Genomic DNA, 20,182 nt, shown 5'->3' with positions numbered 1-20,182 from the left:
GCTGGCGGCTTCAGGGTTGTAGGGCGCATAACGCGCCAGCGTTATCCGCCGCGAAGTGCCGACGGATAACCTGTCCCAGGTTATGCGCCCTACGTATGCCCAAGGCTCGCTCAGGCGCGGCCTTCGGCTTTTTCGAACAGCTCCAGCAGGTCCGTCAGCGTGCTCTCCAGATATTCACCCGCGCGGTAGGCCGGCTTCAGCGCATCACCGCCGGCCACCACCTCCTGCGGCCGTTCGATGAATTGTCCCACCGGCTGGAAATCGCTATCCAGCACCAGGACGACGGGAATCAGGATACGCTCCAGCGCCATGCGCTCGCGCAGGTCATCCTCGGCGCGGCCCTTGCTGATCACGGCCAGTTCCACGCGTGGCTGCAGGCGCTGCAGGTGGTCCATCACGGTGACGTTGATCTGGCAATCCGGGCACCACATCTCGCCGGCGATCAGCAGGCGGTAGCGACCCTGGATGGCCTGGATGCGGCGCAGGGTATCGGCACCGATCGTGCCGGGCTCGGCCAGTTGCTGGCGGACCTTGCGCACGCCGGCGATCTCGTCGGGCAGGCCGTGGGCGACGAAGGCATCGAAGCTTTCGCCGATGGAGAACAGTTCCTCATAGGAGGCCATGGGGGATTTCCTTGATGCGGGTGATGGCTCATCCCAGCAGAAATCCCCCGGTCGGGCAATCAGCTCTTGGCGGCCTGCGCCTTGGCTGCCGCCAGGTAGGGCGCCAGGCGGCGACCCATTTCCTCGCCCAGTGCCTGCAGGCCGCTGAGTGGGCGGACCATCACCTCGAACTCGATGATCTTGCCGTCTTCGTCGAAGCGGATCATGTCGATGCCCTTGAGTTCCTTGCCGCTGACCGTGGCGCTGAACTCCAGCACGACGTTCAGGCCGTCACCGGTGGCCAGTTCGCGGTGGTAGGTGAAGTTCTCGAACACCTGCAGCACGGTGTTGAGGATGGTCGAGACCACGGGTGCGCCGGGGTAGGGCGTGTGCGCCATGGGCGAGCGGAACAGCGCGTTGGGCGCCAGCAGTTGCGGCAGGTTGGAGAGGTTCTTGGCAGCCACCATCTGGTGCCAGCTGGCCAGCGAAGCGGCGGCCTTGGGGTGCAGGTTCAGTGCGGTCACGGGAGTAGCTCCTGAGCTTCTTGTTGTTCGCTCAGGACGATACGGCCGGGCCGGCGGGTCGCTCAATGATCGGAAATGACAGAAGACTGATCCTGAAGAACAGGCCTTCAGTGGGCGACCGGGCTGATCAGGTAGCTCACCAATTGTGGGTCGTCCCCCGGCTCTATGCTCTGTACCGGGCGCGGCAGGTCGGCGAACACGGCTTTCCAGAAGGCCGCCGCCACCTCGTCCTGGGCGTAGAAACGCACCAGCCAGGGGCCGGGATTGCCCAGCAGTACCTGGTTGGCCAGGGCGCGGCCGATACCCAGGCGGCGATACTTCTTCAGCACGAACAGGTCCGACAGCTCCAGCGCGTCGATGCCCGGCAGCTCACTGCCTTCCACCAGCAGGAAGCCGGCAATGAAGCCGTCGGCGAGGATCAGGTTGGCGCTCCACTCCGGTTCGCTCCAGTAGCGCGCGAGATGCTCCTCGTGCACGTAGAAACGGCCATCGACCTCCACGTCCTCGTCTTCCCAGTCCGACGACTCGTAGGCGTAGTACTGGTAGAGGTTGCGGATCAGGTCCTGGTGTTCAGGACCGGTCTGCACCAGCTGGATGGAAAGATCATTCATGGTCGGGAGGCTCGCGGCGCGGCGGAGAGGGTGGGTGACCGCCATTGTCGCCCATTCCCGTGGCAATTCCAGTGGCAGGCGGGTTTGAACCGCGCGGTGGCAGGGTGCGATGATGCAGGCGCATTTCCCTTCGAGACCCCGCCGTGCGAACCGACAGCCGCCTCTCGCGCATGCTCCACGTGCTGCTGCACATGGCCCGCGACGACCAGCCCGTGACCTCCGAGCGCATCGCCCAGATGCTCGGCACCAACCCGGCCGTGGTGCGGCGGACCATGGGCGGCCTGCGCGAAGCGGGCTACGTGCGCTCGGAGAAGGGCCATGGCGGCGGCTGGACGCTAGACTGCGACCTCGCCCAGGTCACGCTGCTGGATGTCTACCGCGCGGTGGGCAGCGAGCGGTTGTTCGCCATGGGCTTCGACAATGTGCACCCCGATTGCCTGGTGGAAAAGGTGGTCAACGCTGCGCTGCAGGACGCCATGCAGCAGGCCACCACGATCCTTCTGGAACGCCTGGGCGCGGTTTCCCTGGCCGATCTCGCCGAGCGCTTCACCGCGCTGTACCCCACAGACCGCTGACCCCGGGTCGATGAGCACCGTCCGCTGATCGGCGTTGACCCTGTGTGGATAATCAAGTTACTTTAAAAGTAACGAAAGATTCGACACCCACCAGGAACCCTCCCATGATCGATCTCCTGAACTCACCGCTGGCCGGTGCGCTGTGGACCTGCCTGGCCCTGGCCATCGCCGCGTCGGCACTGTCCATGACCGTTACCCAGACCGAACTCTTCGCTCCGCTGCGGGCCCTGGCCTGGAAGGTGCACCCGCAGGTCGGCCACCTGTTCCAGTGCTTCTACTGCTTCAGCCACTGGGTGGTGATCGCCGGCACCCTGGTCTACCGTCCGGTAGTGATCGCCAGCGGCTGGGCGCCAGTCGACTGGCTGGTGGCGACCTTCTTCACCGTTGCCCTCACCGCGATGTTCTGCGGGCTATTGTTCAAGGTGTTTCTCACGGCCATGGCCAAGGCTGTGAGCGAGCGGGAATTGAAGAAGCTGTTCGCCGCCGACTGACCAGAAAGGACTCTGCATGACTCCCTCCGAACTGATGGCTCCATTCCACGACCCCGAAGCCGCCGCGCGCTATGCGGAAAACCCGCCACGCTTCGTCCCCGGGCTGTTCGACCTGCATCGCATGGCGGCCATCCTGCTGGCGGAAAATGCGCCGCGCGATGGTCACCTGCTGGTGCTCGGCGCCGGCGGTGGCATGGAGCTCAAGGCTTTTGCCGAGGCCCAGCCAGCCTGGCGCTTTACCGGCGTCGACCCCTCCGCCGAAATGCTCGCGGTGGCGGCGCAGATGCTCGGGGCGAATGCCCGGCGCGCCGACCTGCTGCAGGGCTATATCGACGACGCGCCCGCGGGCCCGTTCGACGGCGGTGCCTGCCTGCTGACCCTGCACTTTCTGCCCGAGGCGGAACGCCTGCGCGTGCTGCGCGAAATTCACGCCCGGCTCAAGCCCGGGGCGGCGCTCGTCACGGCGCACCTCTGTGTGCCACAGGGTGCTGGCGAGCGGGCGCGCTGGCTGTCGCGCTATGCCGATTTCGCCGTCAGCTCGGGGATGGAACCGGCCAACGCCCAGCAGGCTCGCAGCGCCGTGGACGCGCACCTGAACATCCTCACTCCCGAGCAGGACGAAGCGCTGCTCTGGGAAGCCGGCTTCAGCCGCATCGAGGCCTTCTACGTCGGCTTCGCCTTCCGCGGCTGGGTCGCGCTCGCCTGAGTCCTCCATCTGCTAGATTGGCGTCCCGTTTCGCCGGACGTCAGTCGATGCAGATACCCGCCACCCACGTCATCCACCAGACCGAGCACTGGCTGCTCAATCACCATCTGGCTTCCGCCTTGCCGGGCTACCTGATGCTCGGTTCGCAGCAGCCGGTGGGCTCCCTGGCCGAGCTGCCGGAAGCCGCGCTGGCGGAAATGGGCGGGCTGATGGCGAAGGTGCAGCGTATCCTCGAACAGACGCTGCAACCCAAATGGCTGTACATCGGCCGCTTCGGCCACTCGCCAGGCTTGCCGATCCACTTCCATTTCATCCCGGTGTACGACTGGGTGGAGGAGTTGTTCTGGGCCGATGAGCGCTATCGCACGTTGAGCCGGTTCGCCCATATCGAGGATGCCGCCACCCAGACCGACGGCGCCGAACTGACCCTGTTCGTCTGGCGCGAATTCGGCGAAGCGCCCGTGCCGCCAGCGGTGCAGGGGCCGTCGCGCGAGCAGGTGATCGGGTTGCTACGCAGGCGCTTCAACCAGCCCCAGTGATGCCAGCAACCAGTCGTGGAACAGCCGGGCTGCCGGCGACAGCTCGCGATGGCGCAGCGACACCAGGTACTCACCGCGCGCGGTGACCATGGCCAGGTCGGTCACCCGTTGCATCTCGCCGCTGGCCACCGCTTCGTCGGCCATGAAGCCCCAGGCCAGGCCGATGCCCATGCCCTGCTGCACGGCGCGGTAGGCGAGGGTGAGCTGGTTGAACACCGGGTCGCTCTCCGCCGGCTGGTAATCCTTGCCGAAGTGGCCGAACCAGTCGTGCCAGTCCAGGCAGCTCCAGGCCGAGGTATCCAGTTGCACCAGCGGCGCGGCGGCGAGCTGCTCGAGGCTGGTGATGCGCGAGGCATCGAAGTCCGGGCGGGCGACGGGGTAGACCACCTCCGGCAGCACGAAGCGGCTGTTCAGCGTGGTCCAGTCGCCCGCGCCGTAGAGGATGCCGAGGTCGAAATCCACCAGGCTGGCTTCGTCCATCTCGTTGATCGCGTGCACATGCACGGCAATGCCGGGATGCGCCTTGTTGAACTCGATCAGCCTGGGGAACAGCCAGAACTGCGCCATCGCGTGGGTCGCCAGTACCGACACGGCGTTGCTCTGGTGCACGTTGCGGATGCGCCGCACGCTGTGTTGCAGGCGCTCCAGCAACATGTCCACGGTGTTCAGCAGCTCCGCGCCGGCTGCAGTAAGGGTGACGCCGCGCGGTTTGCGCTCGAACAGCGGCACCTGGAGGCTGTCCTCCAGCGCGCGCATCTGCTTGCTCACCGCGCTCTGCGTGAGGAACAGCTCGGTGGCGGCCTGGGTGAAGCTGCCGCAGCGGCCCACGGCCTCGAAGGTGATGAGGGTTTCCAGGGGCGGCAGGGTGCGCAGGTAACGGCTGATGGCGGTTCTCCGGTAGAGCTCCAGGCATTCCTCAAGGGAATGCCTCGGTGCGGATTTATCCTTGGTCAGAACCTATCACAACCGCTACCGTGACGGCTCTTTATGGGCATTCACCGAAGTATCGAGGTTGTTGGAAATGAAACGTGGGGTGGTCTATGCAGGCATGGCTGGGGCAATCTGGGGCGGGGTGATCCTGGCGCCGTCGCTGGTGCCGGAGTTCAACCCGCTGTTGATCAGCTCCGTGCGTTTCGCGCTGTATGGCGCCATCTCGTTGCTGATCGCCTTGCCGGTGGCCCTCGGCCTGCTGCGCCGGGTCAGCCGTGACGACCTTTCGATGCTGGTGCGCCTGTCCCTGGCTGGCAACCTGCTGTACTTCGCGCTGCTCTCGGCGGCGGTGCAATTCGCCGGCGTGGCGGCGGCCTCGCTGATCAACGGCATCATGCCGCTGGCGATCGCCTACCAGAGCCGTTCGGAGCACGATTCGCTGCCGCTGTCGCGGATGAAGCTGCCGCTGGCCCTGGTGGCGCTGGGCATCCTCTGCATCAACCTCGACCCCTCGGCGCTGATGGCCGCCGGCAGCACGCCGGGCGAACGCATTCTCGGCATCGTCTGCGGTTTCTGTGGCGTGGCCTGCTGGTCGTGGTACGCCAGCGCCAACGCGCGCTACCTGAAGGCCAGCCACTTCAACAGCCACCAGTGGTCGACGCTGATCGGCGTGGTGACGGGCGTGATGGCCGTGGTGCTGGCGGGGGTGGGCGTGCTGATTGCGCCGCAGGCAGTGCCCACGGGTATTTCCACGGAGCGCTGGATGGTGTTCCTGTGGGTCTCGCTGTTCCTCGCCATCTTCGGCTCGTGGGTCGCCAACGGCTTGTGGAACGCTGCGACGCGACGCCTGCCGATGAGCCTGGGTGGCCAGTTGATCGTCTTCGAGACGCTGTTCGCCTGCGCCTATGCCTACATCAACGAGCAGCGCTTGCCCGGTCCGGTGGAGGCGCTGGCAATTGTTCTGCTCACCGTTGGCGTGCTCTGGGCCATCGGTCTGCACCGCGCGCCCGCGCAGGTTCCGGCCCGCGCCGTGGAGTCCTGATTCAGGCTTTCGGCGCGCCTTCCAGGCGCGGGCTCCAGTCTTCCACCGCGCCATTTTCGAGGCGCCGCGACAACGTGCGGTGCCAGTTCGACGGTAGCGGCAGCTGCAGGCACTGGCGCAGGATGTCGGCGTCCACACGCTTGTCGAACAGTACGGCGCAGAGTCGTTGCAGCGACCACTCGGGATGCGGACGCTCGACCAGTTCCAGCAGCGCTCCAGCGGCCACCGTGCCTTCCTCCAGCACCCGGTAGTACCAGCCGGTGCGCCCCGACTCCTGCACCCGCAGGGCCATCTGCGCCACGTCGAAGCGGTCATTCAGCTTCCAGCAGGGCATGCGCCCCTGGGATACCTCCAGCAACGCCGTGCCGGCGAGGATGCGGTCGCCCAGGCAAAGGTCCGCTTCCGTCCAGCCGGTCGTGCTGAAGTTCTCGCCGAAGGCGCCGGGCTGGCTCAGCAGCGGATGCTCGCCCAATTCCGCTACCCAGTCCGCGTAATGCTCGCGCGGGTAGTGGTGGATGGCTTTATCGATACCGCCGTGAACGCGAAGGTCGCCTTGCTCGTCGGTTTCCAGTCCCCGCGCGGTCACCGCCAGATTGGTGTGGCGCGGCTGTTTGGCGATGGCGCTGCGCGAGCCGGGCCGGGTGAAGGGCACGGCGTGGCCGGTGAGAAGGGCATCGAGGGAAACGGCGGACAGGCTCATGGCGGGATTCTCGGCTGCGGAAATGGTATCGACCAAAAACTACCTGGACAAAATCTGTCAGGACGGTAGGCTCTGTCAAGGTTTCGATTCGATACCAAGATCCATTCCAGTCCGATTCTTCGTCGAGAGATTTCCATGCAGAAGTACCGTCTGATCATTCAGCGCCACGGCCAGTTGCTCGGCCATTTCGATTCCGACCTGCCGTGGGCGAAGGAGGCCGTGAGCAGCATTGCCAGTTGTCTGGGCGAGCTGGGTTATGGCCTGGAACTGCTGGTGGCCGACAGCGAACGCCGCCTGCTGGAAAGCTCGCCGTCGGGCATCAAGGTGCTGGCCAGCGAGCCGCTGTATCGGCCGATGCCGCTGGAAAGCCTCTGACGGGGAATTGCCCTCGCCTTAGTACGGATAACCTGGAACGGGTTATCCGTTCTACAACGGCGGACCTCCTGTCAGGGGCCGGGCACAACGTAGGATGGGTGGAGCGCAGCGATACCCATCAACGTGCGCGCACCGCACAGCATGGGTATCGCTGCGCTCCACCCATCCTACAAATGCTGTAGGAGCGAGCTTGCTCGCGAACGGAGTTTTCGGCGATTCGGGCGTCAGGCGGTTCGCGAGCAAGCTCGCTCCTACGAGATCAAGAGCCCGGCAGAGCCGGTCGCTCAGCCGAGCTTCTGTGCCAGCTCGCCGATGAACTGGCGCAGCCAGTCGTGGTGCGGTTTGTTGTGCCGGGCGATGTCCCAGAGCATGAAGCAGCGGAACGAGGGCACCGGGAAAGGTACCGGGCTGACGCTGAGGTCGGTCATGGCCGCGTAGCTCTCGGCGGCGAAGCTGGGGATGGTGGCGATCACCTCGCTGCTCATCAGCGTCGTCAGCGCGCCGCTGAAGTGCGTGAAGGAGGCGGTCACGCGCCGGGCGTAGCCTGCCGCCTCGAACATGTCGTCGATGAAGCCGCGCCGGCCGTCGTAGGACACCCGCACGTGATTCGCGGCGAAGTACTCCTCCAGGCCAATCGGCTCGTGCGTCGTGCGGCCACGGGGGCGGAACAGGCAGGAGTAGGACGAGGAGAACAGCACCTGGGACGAGTAGCTGGTGTTGAAATCCTTGGGCTCGCTGCAGATCACCAGGTCCATGTCCGGGTCCTGCAGGGACTGCTTCCACAGCGAGCTGTTGCTCTGGTGGAAGGCGAAGCTGACGCCCAGGCCTTCCGCGGCGGCGGCATTGATGATGCGTGGCGCGAGGTAGGCCTCGATGTCGTCGGACAGGCCGATATTGAACACGTAGCTGGAGTCGCGCGGCGAGAATTCCGGCTCGGCGCCCAGCACCCCGGAAATCGACGTCAAAGCCTCGGCGATCTTCGGTGCCAGCTCCATCGCCTTGCGCGTGGGCTGCATGCCGGAGGCCGTGCGGATGAACAGCTCATCGCCGAAGTGCTCGCGCAGCCGGCGCAGGGCCGAGCTCACCGCGCCCTGGGTCACGTGCAGCATGGCCGAGGCGCGAGTGGCGCTGCGCTCGGTCATCAGGCAGTGGAAGGTCAGCAGCAGGTTCAGGTCGATCCGCGCGATATTACGTACGTTAATCCGGCTCATATTTCCTAATCGTTTGCCCTGCGGTCGTGGGGCTTCCTAGTCTGGCGTCCACACAAACATAACAAGGGATGGAGAGTCCTGTGGACGCGATTTCGCAAAGCTTGGGTGCTAGCAGTATCCATACCAGGGGTGGCCAGTCGGACATCCGCAAGCGGGCCATGGCGGTCGGCATCGGCAACTTCATGGAGTGGTTCGACTTCGCCATCTACGGCTACTTCGCCGCCGTGATCGGCATGCTGTTCTTCCCCTCCAGCGCGCCGGGCGTGTCGCTGCTGTCGTCGCTGGCGGTGTTCGCCGTCGGCTTCCTCTCGCGGCCCTTCGGCGCGCTGATCCTCGGCCCCGTGGGGGACCGCTTCGGCCGCCGCGCGGTGCTGATCATCACCGTCTTCGGCATGGGCGTGTGCACCACCATCATCGGCTTGCTGCCCTCCTATGAGGCAATCGGCATCGCCGCGCCGATCCTGCTGATCGCCATGCGCTTCATCCAGGGCATGATGGTCGGCGGCGAGTGGTCCAGCGCCGGCATATACATCGTCGAGAGCGCGCCGTCGAACCGCCGCGCCACCGCCGCCAGTGTGATCACCGGCATGGCCGGGCTGGCCTTCCTGTTCGGCACCTTCACCGCGGCGAGTATTTCCTCGGCGCTGGATGATGCGCAACTGGCCGCCTGGGGTTGGCGCCTGCCGTTCGTGGCGTCCATCGTGATGACCGGTATCGCCGTGTTCATCCGCCGCAAGCTGGGCGATACGCCGGTCTACGAGGAGATGGTGCGCCAGCGTGATTCGCACCAGGCCAAGGCACCGAGCAAGGCCGTGCGCCGCCGCGCCTTCATCACCACCTTCGCTTTCTCCGCGCTGTTCGGCGTCTCGCTGTACTACTTCATCACCTACGCCAACAACCATCTGGTCAGCACCGTCGGTCTGCCGCGCAGCAGTGCGCTGTGGCTGTGCAGCATCGCGCTGGTGGTCTACGTCATCGTCAACCCGATGATCGGCCGCCTCAGCGACAGCATCGGCCGACGCAAGCTGCTGCTCGGTGCGGCTGCCGCGCTGACGGTGCTTGCCTATCCGATCTTCCTGCTGCTCAACACCGGCAACTCGCTGGCGATCCTCGTCGGCCTGACGGTTATGGGCGTACTGGTGGCGATCACCGCGGTGATGGACGTGGTGCTGCTGGTGGAAGTCTTCCCGGCTTCGATCCGCTCCACCGGTGCTGCACTGGGGCACAACCTGGCGCTGGCGATTCTCGCCGGCCCCGGCCCCTTCATCGCTGCCGCGCTGATCCGCCAGACCGGCGACGCGAATCTGCCCGCGGCCTATCTCGCAGTGGTTTCCCTGGTGTGCCTGGTGGTGCTGTGGAAGACCCTGCCGGAAACCCGCGACAACGACATCAGCCGTTTCTAGTTCATTTCACCAGCAGTCAGGAGTCCCCATGACCCGTGTAGCAATCATCCAGGCCGCCGCCGTTCCCTACGAACCCATGGCCAGCGTCGAGAAGGCCGGCGGCATCCTGCGCCGCGTGGCGGAGCAGGGCGCGAAGCTGGCGGTGTTTCCCGAAGCCTTCATCGGCGGCTACCCCAAGGGCGCCAGCTTCGGCAGCGTGATCGGCAACCGCAGCGGCGCCGGGCGCGAGTTGTACCAGCGCTACGTCGAAGGCGCCGTGGCGCTCGACGGCCCCGAACTGGCGGCATTGGCCGAACATGTCGAACAGACCGGTGTGATCAGCGTGGTCGGCATCATCGAGCGCTTCGGCCGCACCCTGTATTGCACCGCCGTCACCCTGGTGCCGGGCCGCGGTATCGCCGGCTACCACCGCAAGCTCATGCCGACCGGCCAGGAGCGGCTGGTCTGGGGCTTCGGCGACGGTTCGACGATCGAGCCGGTGAACAGCGAGATCGGCGTGCTGGGCAGTGTGATCTGCTGGGAGAACTACATGCCGGCGCTGCGCCAGGCCATGTACGCCCAGGGCGTGGAGCTGTATTGCGCACCGACCGCCGATGATCGGCCGTCCTGGGCCAGCTCCATGCAGCACATCGCGCTGGAAGGCCGGGTATTCGTGCTCTCGGCGTGCCAGGCCATCCGCCTCGGCGAGTATCCGCAGCAGCACCGCGAGGCCTTCGGCCTGGACTTCAAGGACGACGACTACGTGATGCGTGGCGGCAGCATGATCGTCAGCCCGCTGGGCGAGGTGCTGGCCGGGCCGGTGTTCGACTGCGAAACCGAGCTCTATGCAGACCTCGACATGGGCCAGTTGGCACAAGGCAATCTCGACTTCGACGCCTGTGGCCACTACGCGCGGCCGGACGTGTTCGAGCTGAAGGTGAATACCGCGCCCTTGCGCCCGGTCACTTTCGAACGTTGACCGCCGATGCCCGGTGCCACCTGGCACCGGGCTTTCTCTGCCTCAGCGACCGACCCGTTGCTGCAGGTGTGCCGGATAGCGCTCGCCGACGATCTCGATCTGTCGCAGCGCGGCTTCGATGGCAGCAAGGTCGGTGGAGTCCAGCGCCAGCGTTGCCGCGCCGAGGTTTTCCTGCAGACGCTGCAGCTTGGTGGTGCCGGGAATCGGCACGATCCAGGGTTGCTGGGCCAACAGCCAGGCAATGGCAATCTGCGCGCGGGTCGCGCCCTTGCTCTCGGCGAGGCGGCCGAGCACTTCGATCAGCCCGGCATTGGCCTTGCGGTTCTCTTCCGAGAAGCGCGGGACGATGTTGCGGAAATCGTTGGCCGAGAACTGCGTGCGCTCGTCGATGGCGCCGGTGAGGAAGCCCTTGCCCAGCGGGCTGAAGGGCACGAAGCCAATGCCCAGTTCGGCCAGTAGCGGAAGGATTTCCTTCTCCGGTTCGCGCCACCACAGTGAATACTCGCTCTGCAGCGCCGCCACCGGCTGCACCGCGTGGGCCCGGCGGATGGATTCCGGGCCGGCTTCGGAGAGGCCGAAGTGCTTGACCTTGCCCTCGCGGATCAGTTCGCCGACGGTGCCGGCGACGTCTTCCATGGGCACGCTCGGGTCGACGCGGTGCTGGTAGAACAGGTCGATACGGTCGGTCTTCAGGCGCTTGAGCGACGCCTCCGCCACGGCACGGATGTTCTCCGGGCGGCTGTCGAGGCCCAGGCCGACGTCACCGCTGCTGAAACCGAACTTGGTGGCGATCACCACCTCGTCACGGACCGGCGCCAGGGCCTCGCCCAGCAGCTCTTCGTTGACGAAGGGACCGTAGGCCTCGGCGGTGTCGAAGAAGGTCACGCCGCTGTCGAAGGCGGTCCGTAACAAACGGATGCCATCGTAGCGGTCAACCGCCGGGCCATAGCCGTAGCTCAGGCCCATGCAGCCCAGGCCCAGTGCCGATACCTGCAGGCCGCTGCGGCCCAGTGTGCGCTTGTCCATCGAGGTCTCTCCAATCGAAAGTCAGTCCTGAAGCGGGAAGGGCAGGATTGCCCGGCGAAACGTCTGGAACGGACTTTACTCAAGGACTTTCGCCGTGATTAGTCAGGTAATGGCGCATTCGCCTATGAGTCTGGTTCATGGATCATCGCCTGCGATTCATGAGCTTGCCTCATAGGTGCAAACGCGTTTTGCCTCTTAATTGCAGGTCCGGCACGGTCTAGCATGGGCCTTCCGTCAACCCGCCAAGCGGAGAACACCATGAGCGAACCAGTCTCCACGGCCCACAAGGCTTTCGGCGATATCGCCCCGGCACTGGCCGACTACACCGATCAGGTGCTGTTCGGTGATGTCTGGGAGCGCCCCGGTCTCTCGCCGCGTGACCGCAGCCTGGTCACCGTGGCCAGCCTGGTGGCGCGCTACCAGGCCAACGAGTTGTACTTCCACCTGGGCAAGGCGTTGGACAACGGCCTGACCCGGGAGGAACTGATCGAGGCCATCACCCACCTGGCTTTCTATTCCGGCTGGCCCACAGCCTCCACCGCGCTGGGCGTTGCCCGTCGCGTGTTCGCCGAGCGCGATGGCGCCTGAGGAGCATTTCATGGAATACCGTTACCTGGGACGCAGCGCCCTGAAAGTTTCGCCCCTGTGCCTGGGGGCGATGATGTTCGGCGGCGAGACCGACGAGCCGACCTCGCGGCGCATCATCGACAAGGCCTTCGAGCAGGGCGTCAACTTCATCGACACCGCCGATGTCTACCACAAGGGCCGCTCCGAGGAGGTAGTCGGCCGCGCGGTAGCCGCCCGCCGCGACGACTGGGTGATCGCCAGCAAGTTCGGCAATGCCCTGGGTGATGGCCCGAATAACCGCGGCCAGTCGCGCAAGTGGATCTACCAGGCGGTGGAGGACAGCCTGCGGCGTCTGGGCAGCGACTACCTGGACATCCTCTATTTCCATCGCACCGACGTCGATGCGCCGCTGGAGGAGGGCCTGCGCGCCGTGGGCGAGCTGATCCGCCAGGGCAAGGTGCGCTACTACGGCCTGTCCAATTTCCGCGGCTGGCGCATCGCCGAGGTGGTGCGCCTGGCCGACCAGCTGGGCATGGACCGGCCGATCTGCAGCGAGCCGCTGTACAACCTGGTGGACCGCACCGCGGAGGTCGAGCAACTGCCGGTCGCCGGCCATTACGGCATTGGCGTGGTGCCCTACAGTCCCCTGGCCCGTGGCGTGCTCACCGGCAAGTACCGGCCCGGCGCCGAACCACCGGCGGATTCGCGTGTTGGCCGGGGCGACAAACGCATCCAGCAGACCGAGTGGCGCCCCGAATCACTGCAGATCGCCCAGCGCATCGCCGAGCATGCCGCCGCTCGTGGCACGACGCCGGCCGCTTTCGCCCTGGCCTGGGTGCTGCACAACCCCTTGGTCAGCTCGCTCATCGCCGGGCCGCGTACCGAGGAGCACTGGGACGGCTACCTGCCGGCGCTGGACCTGCAACTGACCGCCGAGGACGAAGCGCTGGTGGACAGCCTGGTGCCGCCCGGCCACGCCTCCACGCCCGGCTACAGCGATCCTGCCTATCCCGTTGAAGGCCGCCCGGCCCGTTGAACCGACTCTTTCAATCGATCCATTCGAAGCGTCAGGAGCCATAGCGATGAAGACCCTTGGATACGCCGCGCAGAACCCGCAGGACGGGCTTGCGCCCTTTACCTTCGAACGCCGTTCGCTGCGCGACAACGATGTGGCGATGGACGTCCTCTACTGCGGCGTCTGCCACTCCGACCTGCACCAGGCCCGTAATGACTGGGGCTTCAGCCGCTATCCGATGGTGCCGGGACACGAGATCGTCGGTCGGGTCACCGCCGTCGGGCCGAAGGTGACCCGCTACCAGGTCGGCGACGCCGTGGCGGTGGGCTGCATGGTGGATTCCTGCCAGGTATGCGACCAGTGCCGCAAGGGTGAGGAGCAGCTGTGCCGTGAAGGCAATACCCAGACCTACAACGACCGTGACCGCGTGACCCGCGAAGCGACCCAGGGCGGCTATTCCAAGCACCTGGTAGTGCGCGAAGAGTTCGTCCTGCGGGTGCCGGATGGCCTGGACCTGAGCAAGGCGGCGCCGCTGCTGTGTGCCGGCATCACCACCTACTCGCCGCTGCGCACCTGGAACGTCGGGCCGGGCAGCCGCGTGGGCGTGGTCGGTCTCGGCGGGCTGGGGCACATGGCGGTGAAGCTGGCGGTTGGCCTGGGCGCCAGCGTGACCGTCGTGAGTCGCACCGCGGACAAGCGCAACGATGCGCTGGAGCTGGGCGCCGATACGTTGCTGGTGTCTGCCGATGCGCAGGCGATGAAAGCTGCGGCCAACAGCTTCGACCTGATCATCGATACCGTGCCGGTGAAGCATGACCTCAAGCCCTACCTGCCGCTGCTCGACGTGGACGGCACCCTGGTGCTGGTGGGGCAGGTCGGCCCGGTGGACGAGATCAGCACCGTGCCGCTGCTGCTGGGCCGCCGGCGCATTGCCGGCTCGCCTATCGGCGGCATCGCCGAGACCCAGGAGATGCTCGATTTCTGTGGCAGGAAGGGCATCCTGCCGGAGTGCGAGATGATCCGCATGGACGAGATCAACCATGCCTTCGAGCGCATGGAACACTCCGACGTGCGTTACCGCTTCGTCATCGACCTGGCCACTCTCTGAGTGGTGTATGCCGGGCGCACTCTGCGCCCGGCTTTCACGGCTGGTGGCGCAGCGCGTCGACCAGCACCGAGAAGGCCCGGGACTTCTGCCGTCGGCTCGGGTAGTAGAGGTGATAGCCGGGGAAGGTCGGGCACCAGTCTTCCAGCACCTTCGCCAGGCGCCCGGCAGCGACGTGTTCGCTGACCATGTCGTCGGGCAGGTAGGCGAGCCCGAAGCCATCCAGCGCGGCACGCAGAATGTGCGGGCTGCTGTTGAAGGTCAGTTGCCCCTCGACGCGGGCCTTCACCTCGTGACCGTCCTTGCTGAACTCCCAGGCCATCAGCCCGCCGTAGGTCGGCAGGCGCAGGTTCAGGCAGTCGTGGCCGGCCAGTGCCGGCACATCGCCGGGTTGGCCCTTGCGCGCGAGATAGTCGGGGCTCGCCACCACTGCCATGCGCAGGTCCGGGGCGATGCGTACGGCAATCATGTCCTTGGCCACCTGATCGCCCAGGCGCACACCGGCGTCAAAGCGTTCGGCAGCGATGTCGGTAAGGCCGTAGTCGATGCTGACTTCGACCTTGATGTCCGGATACTCCGGCAGCACTTGCGCCAGCTTCGGCCAGAGCACAGTACTGGCGGCGTGTTCGGCGGCGGTGATGCGCAGGGTGCCGACCGGCTTGTCGCGGAAGTCGCTGAGGGCCGCCAGCTTCGCCTCGATTTCCTCGAAGCGCGGCGCCAGGGTCTGCATCAGGCGCTCGCCGGCCTCGGTGGGGGAGACGCTGCGGGTCGTGCGGCTGAGCAGGCGCAGGCCCAGGCGGCTTTCCAGGGCGCGGATGGTGTGGCTCAGCGCCGACTGGGAGACGCCCAGTTGCGCCGCCGCCTTGGTGAAGCTGCCCTCGCGCGCCACGGTAACGAAGGCGATCAGGTCGTTGAAGTTTTCCCTTGGCATTTCGGCTCCGCTGCATCGGGCGCGGCAGACGCCGCACCCGCTGCAGTGTATCCGAGTCGCGTGGCCAGCCGCTGCGCCTACAGCGTGACCACCACCTTGCCGAATTGCTGGTTTGATTCCAGATAGCGGTAAGCCTCGACGATCTCGTCGAAAGCGAAGGTGCGGGCGAGCACCGGGCGCAGCGAACCATCGGCAAGGCCGGCGAGAATGAAGTCCTTGGCCTCCTGCAGGCGCAACGGATCCTCGAGCACTTCGTAGACCCGGTAGCCACGCAGGTGCAACGAGCGACTGAGCACCTCGAACAGCGGGAAAGGTGTGGGTTCGGGGCTCAGGCCGCCGTACTCGATGAGGATGCCGCCTTCGGCCATCGCGGCGGTCAGCGCTTCGAATATCGGCCCGCCCACCGGGTCGAACACCACCCGCGCGCCGGCCTGGCCGGTAATCTCGAGCAGGCGCGAGCGCAGGTTCTCCTCCTCGCTGGCGATGACCTCGGCGGCCCCGGCCTGCAGCAGGGCTTCGCGTTTGCTCGCGGTGCGCGTCACGGCGATCGGCAGCGCGCCTACGCGCCGGGCGATCTGGATGGCCGCCAGGCCAACGCTGCTGGATGCGGCGGTGATGACGACGAAATCCCCCGCTCGCAGCCCGGCCACCTGGACCAGCGCTCCGAAAGCGGTGAGGTATTGCATCCAGGTTGCGGCGGCATCGCTCCAGGTTTGCCCCGACGGGTTCCTGACCAGGCGTGTTTGCGGCACCACCAGGTACTCGGCGTGGGTCGGTTGTTCCTGCATCGAGGTGGGTGGCAGGACGCTCACCGCATCCCCTGGTGCGAACCCACGCACCTCGCTGCCCACGGCCTCTACCAGCCCACTGGCCTCGAGGCCGAGGCCGGAGGGCAGTCGAGGGCTTTCAATGTAGCGGTCGGTGCGCAGCAACACTTCGGCGCGGTTCAGCCCCAGCGCCTTGACCCGGATGCTCACTTCGTCCGGCCCGGGCGGGCGAACCTCCATCGGTTCGATGTTCAGGACCTCCGGGCCGCCAATCCGATGAAAACGAACGGCACGTGCCATGGCTCTTTCCATTTGTAGCTCCAATACGAAAGTGATTCGACGTAAAGCCACTATCGGTGATGGGATTTACCCAATAAATGGCGTATAGAAACGCTCAGTCGGAATCAGGAGTTTCGAATGGACCGCTTGACCAGCATGGAAGTCTTCGTTCGCGCGGTGGACCTCGGGTCGTTCGCGGCGGCGGCGAATGCCCTGGAAATGTCCGCGCCGATGGTAGGCAAGCACGTGCGCTTTCTCGAAGAGCGCCTGGGTGCGCAGTTGCTGCTGCGCAGCACGCGCCGGCAGAGCCTGACCGAGGCGGGGCGGGTCTACTACGAACGCTGTCGCGCACTGCTCGCCGATGCCGAGGCGGCGGACATTCTCGCGGCCGGCGAGGTGGCCGAGCCGCGCGGCCGGCTGCGAGTAGCCCTGCCGGTGCATTTCGGCCGCCGTTGCGTGGCACCGGTATTGCTGGAGCTGGCCCAGCGCTATCCGCTGCTGGAACTGGACCTGCGCTTCAGCGACCGGCTGACGGACCTGGCGGATGAGCAGATCGACCTGGCCATCCGCACCGGCGAGCCCGAGCCGAGGGCGGGCATCATTGCCCGGCGCATCGGCCGGCAGCGCATGGTGGTCTGCGCCGCGCCAGCCTACCTGGCGGCGCATGGCCGGCCGGACAGCATCCAGGCGCTGGCCCTTCACCAGGTCCTGGTCTATCACCGTTCCGGACGGATAAACCCCTGGTTGTTCCCCGCTGAAGGAGCGGCGCCCGTGGAGTTCCTTCCCAGCTCGCGGCTGCGCTTTGATGACCTGGCCGCCATCGCCGATGCGGCGGTGCGCGGCATGGGGTTGGCGTGGTTACCCTTCTGGCTGGTGCGGGACGTCATCGAGGCAGGCGCGCTGGAGGCGTTGCTGCCGCAGCAGCCGGGCTTCCTGTACGACGTGCATGCGACCTGGCTGCAGAGTGCTCAACTGCCACGCAAGGTGCGCCTGGCGATCGATGCGCTGATCGCGGCGATACCTGGCCTGGTGATGCCGGCGGCGGAGTAGGGCGGCCGTGACGACCGCCCAAGTGTGTCAGCGTGCCGGTGTCAGTTGCAGCACACGATCGCGGCCGCCTTCGGCGAGCAGGTAGCCACCCTTGCCATCGGGCACGATGGATTGCGGCGCCTTGAGGAACGACAGGATGGTGCGTGGTTCGCCCTTGCCGTCCCACAGCAACAGGCGTGCGCGGTGCGTGGAGTCTTCGCTGATCCACAGGCCGCGGGCATCGCACATCAGGAAGGTGGGCTGGTTGAGGCCGGCGAGCAGCACGGGGTCCTTGCCGTCGTCGCTGAGGCGGTGGATCACGCCTTTCTTCTTCTCGGTGTAGAGCAGGCTGCCGTCGGTGCAGCGGGTGATCGATTCGGTTTCCCGCAAGTGCTCGCGCAGTACGGTCAACTCGCCATCGCTCCAGCGGTAGCGCAGCAACCGGCCGTTCTCCCTGCTGTCCTCGATGGCGTAGAGGTAGTCGCCGTCGTCCCACAGCCCCTGTACCGAATTGCCGGTGAACAGGTCGCGGACCTTGCCGTCCTTGAGCAACTGCACCGGGCGGTTGGCGGTTTCCTGGCTGAATACCCAGCCGCCCTGGGCGGCGATCATGCCGTCGGGCTTGGACAGGCCGTCGATCATCACCCGGCGTTTACCGTCGGCGGCGATATGCAGGATGTTGCCCTTGTCGTTCTTCAGCTCCTGGCTGACCAGCAGGCCGCCATCGGGCAGCGGCACCAGCGAGGCGGCTTTCTGCACATCCTCGTGGATCACGTCATAGGACCAACCGTCGGCGCTCTGCACCGGGTAGAAGTCCTGCCAGATGAAGAAGCCGATGGCGCAGGCGACGAGCAGGGCGAGGGTAGTCAGGGCTGCGCGGAATACCGAACGACCGGGCGAGCGTGGGGAAGGCTGCGGCATGTATCGATCGCCAAAACAGGGGGTGGGAAAGCGCTGGTGGGGTTTCCTGGCGAATGACCTGCCTTCTGGCATCCAGCGTGCGATCAGCGAGTTAACCAGACAGTTCAGGCGGGGGCCAGCGCTGCAGCGAGGGAACGGCATCACGCTGCTGAATGCCAGATCATGCCGGCTGGCTGGGCGTTCGCCAGAAATGTGCTGTCAGCGGACAGCCATCTGGTACGGACGTGTCGCTAAAAGACAGGATCAGCCTGGGAACACGCGACTGTTCGCCGCGTTTGAACAGATTTCCCATGAATGCGGGAGAAATGGGAAGAAACGCTGATGGCAATTGGCCTACAATTCCTGGGTCCTTTGCTGAGGACAATCCAGACGGCTGTTACGGACAGGAAGTTCGTAACAGCCGTTTTCTTTTCCGCCTGTCACTGCGCCGTGCGTATGACCGGCACTGCCTCCAGCTTCTGCAAGCGCAGTGGTGCACCGCGTAGCAAGGTGCCGATCTGGCGGGCATCCATCGGCTTGCCAAACAGGTGGCCCTGCGCGCAGTCGCACTCCAGTTGCTGCAACTGGCGCAATTGCGCGGCATGTTCCACGCCTTCGGCGATCACCTTCAGGCCCAGCTCGCGGCCCAGCGCCAGGGCATTGCGCAGCACGATGAGGCGGCGCGGATCGCCGTTGTTGACGTCGGCGACCAGATGACGGTCGAGCTTCATTTCGGTGAAGGGCAGTTCCATCAGGCGCTGCAGGGTCGAATGGCCGCAGCCGAAGTCGTCGATGGCCAGGCCGCAGCCCAGCAGGCGCAGGCGCAGAACGTTCTCCAGACTCAGCGGTGGCGCGTGCAGCGGCGAGCTCTCGGTCAGCTCGAAGGTGATGCGCCGGGGATCGATGTCCAGAGTGCGCAGGTTGCGCTCGATGGCCGCGGCGAAGTCGGTCTGGGCGATCTGCTCGGCTTCCAGGTTGAAGGACAACTTCAGCTCATTGTTATCCAGTGTGCGCAGCGCTTCGACCGCCTGGGTCATCAGCTCGGCGAGCATGACGTCGAGCTTGCCGGCGCGGCGCAGCCCCGGCAGGAACTCGCTGGGGGCGAGAAGAGTGCCGTCCTCCAGTTGCCAGCGCGCCAGTACCTCGAATCCGTAGATCTGTGCGGTGGCCACGGCGACCTTGGGTTGCAGGTGCGCACGCAACTGGCCCTGTGCGGGCAGGTTGGTGGCTTCGCCGTCCTCGCCAGCAGCGGTGTCGTTCAGGGGCAGGCCGAGTTGCGCCTCCCTGGGCTGGAAGTCGGCGAGCAGGGTGCGCAGGCGCTCCAGGGTGGCGGCCTCGTTGCCCAGCCAGAACACCTTCATGCCCTGCAACTGCAGCAGGTGGGACAGCGCGCTCCAGGTGCCGGGCGCCATCTCCCCGCTGACCACCACGCCCTGGGCGAGGCGCTCGCGGGCTACGGTCTGGAGCAGTTCCAGCCGGGCCAGCGGGTCGATGCGTACATCGCAGATCAGCAGCTGGACGCCGCCCTGGCTGCGCAGCCGATCCAGCGCAAAGGCATTGCTCGAGACCTCGGACTGGAAGCTGTAGCCCAGGTGGTGCAGCGCAGTGACGGCGGTGGAACGGTGCAGGCCGGAAGCCTGGAGCACCAGCGCGGAAAGGGGAGGCATGGGGTTTTCTCATGGAGGATTGGCCAGTTGCATTCTCGAAAATGCCTTCCCTGTTGTGAGGCGGAGGATTCCAGTTCTGCTGTTAGGAAAATCCCATCGAACGCTTTCCGCTCCGTTGCCCTGCCTGTCAGCGCTTCCCACAGCCCTGGGTGACCCGGTCGCTCACCATCGCCAGCGCACGATCGCCAGCGCCGCTTCCACGGCGCCTCCGACATCGAGGGTCGGCCAG

The 20,182-nt window shown here is 65.9% G+C and carries 23 protein-coding genes; 12 read left to right on the top strand and 11 right to left on the bottom strand.

All coding sequences use genetic code 11. The annotated features are described in order from the left end of the window. Positions 1 to 110: 110 nt before the first annotated feature. The 3 genes from L6D89_RS20305 to L6D89_RS20295 all read right to left on the bottom strand — a co-directional run bounded on the left by L6D89_RS20305 (position 111) and on the right by L6D89_RS20295 (position 1,737). Complete coding sequence (locus tag L6D89_RS20305; RefSeq protein WP_236200957.1) at positions 111 to 623, bottom strand: thioredoxin family protein; 513 nt, start codon at positions 621 to 623, stop codon at positions 111 to 113. 59 nt (positions 624 to 682) lie between these two features. Further along, positions 683 to 1,126, bottom strand: coding sequence for a nuclear transport factor 2 family protein (locus L6D89_RS20300; RefSeq protein WP_236174094.1), 444 nt, complete (start codon positions 1,124 to 1,126; stop codon positions 683 to 685). A gap of 107 nt (positions 1,127 to 1,233) precedes the next feature. Beyond that, a complete protein-coding gene (locus L6D89_RS20295; protein WP_236174093.1) occupies positions 1,234 to 1,737 on the bottom strand; it encodes a GNAT family N-acetyltransferase in 504 nt (167 codons plus the stop codon). A 143-nt stretch (positions 1,738 to 1,880) separates the two neighbouring features. Here L6D89_RS20295 and L6D89_RS20290 point away from each other — a divergent pair, with 143 nt between their 5' ends. The 4 genes from L6D89_RS20290 to L6D89_RS20275 all read left to right on the top strand — a co-directional run bounded on the left by L6D89_RS20290 (position 1,881) and on the right by L6D89_RS20275 (position 4,048). Further along, the gene (locus L6D89_RS20290) at positions 1,881 to 2,312 is read left to right on the top strand and encodes an Rrf2 family transcriptional regulator (protein ID WP_236200956.1); all 432 of its coding nucleotides are present in this window, start codon (positions 1,881 to 1,883) and stop codon (positions 2,310 to 2,312) included. A 104-nt stretch (positions 2,313 to 2,416) separates the two neighbouring features. Next, positions 2,417 to 2,803 carry a DUF1360 domain-containing protein gene (locus L6D89_RS20285; RefSeq protein ID WP_236174091.1) on the top strand — a complete coding sequence of 129 codons (387 nt, stop codon included), beginning with the start codon at positions 2,417 to 2,419 and terminating at the stop codon, positions 2,801 to 2,803. Positions 2,804 to 2,819: 16 nt separating this feature from the next. Continuing rightward, positions 2,820 to 3,509, top strand: a complete 690-nt coding sequence (locus L6D89_RS20280) for a class I SAM-dependent methyltransferase (RefSeq protein WP_236200955.1) — start codon at positions 2,820 to 2,822, stop codon at positions 3,507 to 3,509. Positions 3,510 to 3,556: 47 nt separating this feature from the next. Further along, on the top strand, positions 3,557 to 4,048 hold the full coding sequence (locus L6D89_RS20275) for an HIT family protein (RefSeq protein ID WP_236200954.1): 492 nt from the start codon (positions 3,557 to 3,559) through the stop codon (positions 4,046 to 4,048). On the opposite strand, the gene L6D89_RS20270 is transcribed toward L6D89_RS20275, so the two are convergent. Further along, a complete protein-coding gene (locus L6D89_RS20270; protein ID WP_276574823.1) occupies positions 4,019 to 4,933 on the bottom strand; it encodes a LysR substrate-binding domain-containing protein in 915 nt (304 codons plus the stop codon). The two genes, L6D89_RS20275 and L6D89_RS20270, sit on opposite strands and share 30 nt — an antisense overlap. A gap of 136 nt (positions 4,934 to 5,069) precedes the next feature. Between L6D89_RS20270 and L6D89_RS20265 the strand changes: the two genes are divergently transcribed. Continuing rightward, the gene (locus L6D89_RS20265) at positions 5,070 to 6,020 is read left to right on the top strand and encodes a DMT family transporter (RefSeq protein WP_236200952.1); all 951 of its coding nucleotides are present in this window, start codon (positions 5,070 to 5,072) and stop codon (positions 6,018 to 6,020) included. Position 6,021: 1 nt separating this feature from the next. On the opposite strand, the gene L6D89_RS20260 is transcribed toward L6D89_RS20265, so the two are convergent. Continuing rightward, positions 6,022 to 6,720 carry an MOSC domain-containing protein gene (locus L6D89_RS20260; RefSeq protein WP_236200951.1) on the bottom strand — a complete coding sequence of 233 codons (699 nt, stop codon included), beginning with the start codon at positions 6,718 to 6,720 and terminating at the stop codon, positions 6,022 to 6,024. A 135-nt stretch (positions 6,721 to 6,855) separates the two neighbouring features. Between L6D89_RS20260 and L6D89_RS20255 the strand changes: the two genes are divergently transcribed. Beyond that, positions 6,856 to 7,095 (top strand): cytoplasmic protein, encoded by a 240-nt coding sequence (locus tag L6D89_RS20255; RefSeq protein WP_236174085.1) that lies wholly within the window; start codon positions 6,856 to 6,858, stop codon positions 7,093 to 7,095. A 284-nt stretch (positions 7,096 to 7,379) separates the two neighbouring features. Here L6D89_RS20255 and L6D89_RS20250 read toward each other — a convergent pair whose 3' ends face one another. Beyond that, the gene (locus tag L6D89_RS20250; RefSeq protein WP_236200950.1) at positions 7,380 to 8,306 is read right to left on the bottom strand and encodes a LysR family transcriptional regulator; all 927 of its coding nucleotides are present in this window, start codon (positions 8,304 to 8,306) and stop codon (positions 7,380 to 7,382) included. A 158-nt stretch (positions 8,307 to 8,464) separates the two neighbouring features. Between L6D89_RS20250 and L6D89_RS20245 the strand changes: the two genes are divergently transcribed. Together L6D89_RS20245 and L6D89_RS20240 are read left to right on the top strand one after the other, a co-directional pair. Beyond that, the gene (locus L6D89_RS20245) at positions 8,465 to 9,709 is read left to right on the top strand and encodes an MFS transporter (RefSeq protein ID WP_236200949.1); all 1,245 of its coding nucleotides are present in this window, start codon (positions 8,465 to 8,467) and stop codon (positions 9,707 to 9,709) included. Between the two features lie 28 nt (positions 9,710 to 9,737). Then, the gene (locus tag L6D89_RS20240; RefSeq protein ID WP_236200948.1) at positions 9,738 to 10,667 is read left to right on the top strand and encodes a carbon-nitrogen hydrolase family protein; all 930 of its coding nucleotides are present in this window, start codon (positions 9,738 to 9,740) and stop codon (positions 10,665 to 10,667) included. Between the two features lie 42 nt (positions 10,668 to 10,709). Here the strand turns inward: L6D89_RS20240 and L6D89_RS20235 are convergent, their stop codons facing one another. After that, complete coding sequence (locus L6D89_RS20235) at positions 10,710 to 11,693, bottom strand: aldo/keto reductase (RefSeq protein ID WP_236200947.1); 984 nt, start codon at positions 11,691 to 11,693, stop codon at positions 10,710 to 10,712. A 258-nt stretch (positions 11,694 to 11,951) separates the two neighbouring features. Here L6D89_RS20235 and L6D89_RS20230 point away from each other — a divergent pair, with 258 nt between their 5' ends. Genes L6D89_RS20230 through L6D89_RS20220 form a run of 3 tightly spaced genes read left to right on the top strand, consistent with a single transcriptional unit; the run spans position 11,952 to position 14,383 of the window. Next, the gene (locus L6D89_RS20230) at positions 11,952 to 12,281 is read left to right on the top strand and encodes a carboxymuconolactone decarboxylase family protein (RefSeq protein WP_236200946.1); all 330 of its coding nucleotides are present in this window, start codon (positions 11,952 to 11,954) and stop codon (positions 12,279 to 12,281) included. Positions 12,282 to 12,291: 10 nt separating this feature from the next. Next, the gene (locus L6D89_RS20225) at positions 12,292 to 13,296 is read left to right on the top strand and encodes an aldo/keto reductase (protein WP_236200945.1); all 1,005 of its coding nucleotides are present in this window, start codon (positions 12,292 to 12,294) and stop codon (positions 13,294 to 13,296) included. 46 nt (positions 13,297 to 13,342) lie between these two features. Beyond that, positions 13,343 to 14,383 (top strand): NAD(P)-dependent alcohol dehydrogenase, encoded by a 1,041-nt coding sequence (locus L6D89_RS20220; protein WP_236200944.1) that lies wholly within the window; start codon positions 13,343 to 13,345, stop codon positions 14,381 to 14,383. A 34-nt stretch (positions 14,384 to 14,417) separates the two neighbouring features. On the opposite strand, the gene L6D89_RS20215 is transcribed toward L6D89_RS20220, so the two are convergent. Then, a complete protein-coding gene (locus L6D89_RS20215; RefSeq protein ID WP_236200943.1) occupies positions 14,418 to 15,311 on the bottom strand; it encodes a LysR family transcriptional regulator in 894 nt (297 codons plus the stop codon). A 77-nt stretch (positions 15,312 to 15,388) separates the two neighbouring features. Next, positions 15,389 to 16,378, bottom strand: a complete 990-nt coding sequence (locus L6D89_RS20210; protein ID WP_236200942.1) for a zinc-dependent alcohol dehydrogenase family protein — start codon at positions 16,376 to 16,378, stop codon at positions 15,389 to 15,391. A gap of 117 nt (positions 16,379 to 16,495) precedes the next feature. Between L6D89_RS20210 and L6D89_RS20205 the strand changes: the two genes are divergently transcribed. Continuing rightward, on the top strand, positions 16,496 to 17,407 hold the full coding sequence (locus L6D89_RS20205) for a LysR family transcriptional regulator (protein ID WP_236200941.1): 912 nt from the start codon (positions 16,496 to 16,498) through the stop codon (positions 17,405 to 17,407). A 27-nt stretch (positions 17,408 to 17,434) separates the two neighbouring features. Here L6D89_RS20205 and L6D89_RS20200 read toward each other — a convergent pair whose 3' ends face one another. Both L6D89_RS20200 and L6D89_RS20195 read right to left on the bottom strand, forming a co-directional pair. Continuing rightward, a complete protein-coding gene (locus L6D89_RS20200; RefSeq protein WP_236200940.1) occupies positions 17,435 to 18,307 on the bottom strand; it encodes an SMP-30/gluconolactonase/LRE family protein in 873 nt (290 codons plus the stop codon). A 419-nt stretch (positions 18,308 to 18,726) separates the two neighbouring features. Next, the gene (locus L6D89_RS20195) at positions 18,727 to 19,953 is read right to left on the bottom strand and encodes an EAL domain-containing response regulator (protein WP_236200939.1); all 1,227 of its coding nucleotides are present in this window, start codon (positions 19,951 to 19,953) and stop codon (positions 18,727 to 18,729) included. Positions 19,954 to 20,182: the final 229 nt, after the last annotated feature.

Origin of the sequence: Pseudomonas pseudonitroreducens (assembly GCF_021603645.1) — a bacterium.
Classification (GTDB): domain Bacteria; phylum Pseudomonadota; class Gammaproteobacteria; order Pseudomonadales; family Pseudomonadaceae; genus Pseudomonas; species Pseudomonas pseudonitroreducens.
Note: the sequence above shows the minus strand (reverse complement) of the source record. Positions and strands in the feature narration are given on the sequence as shown.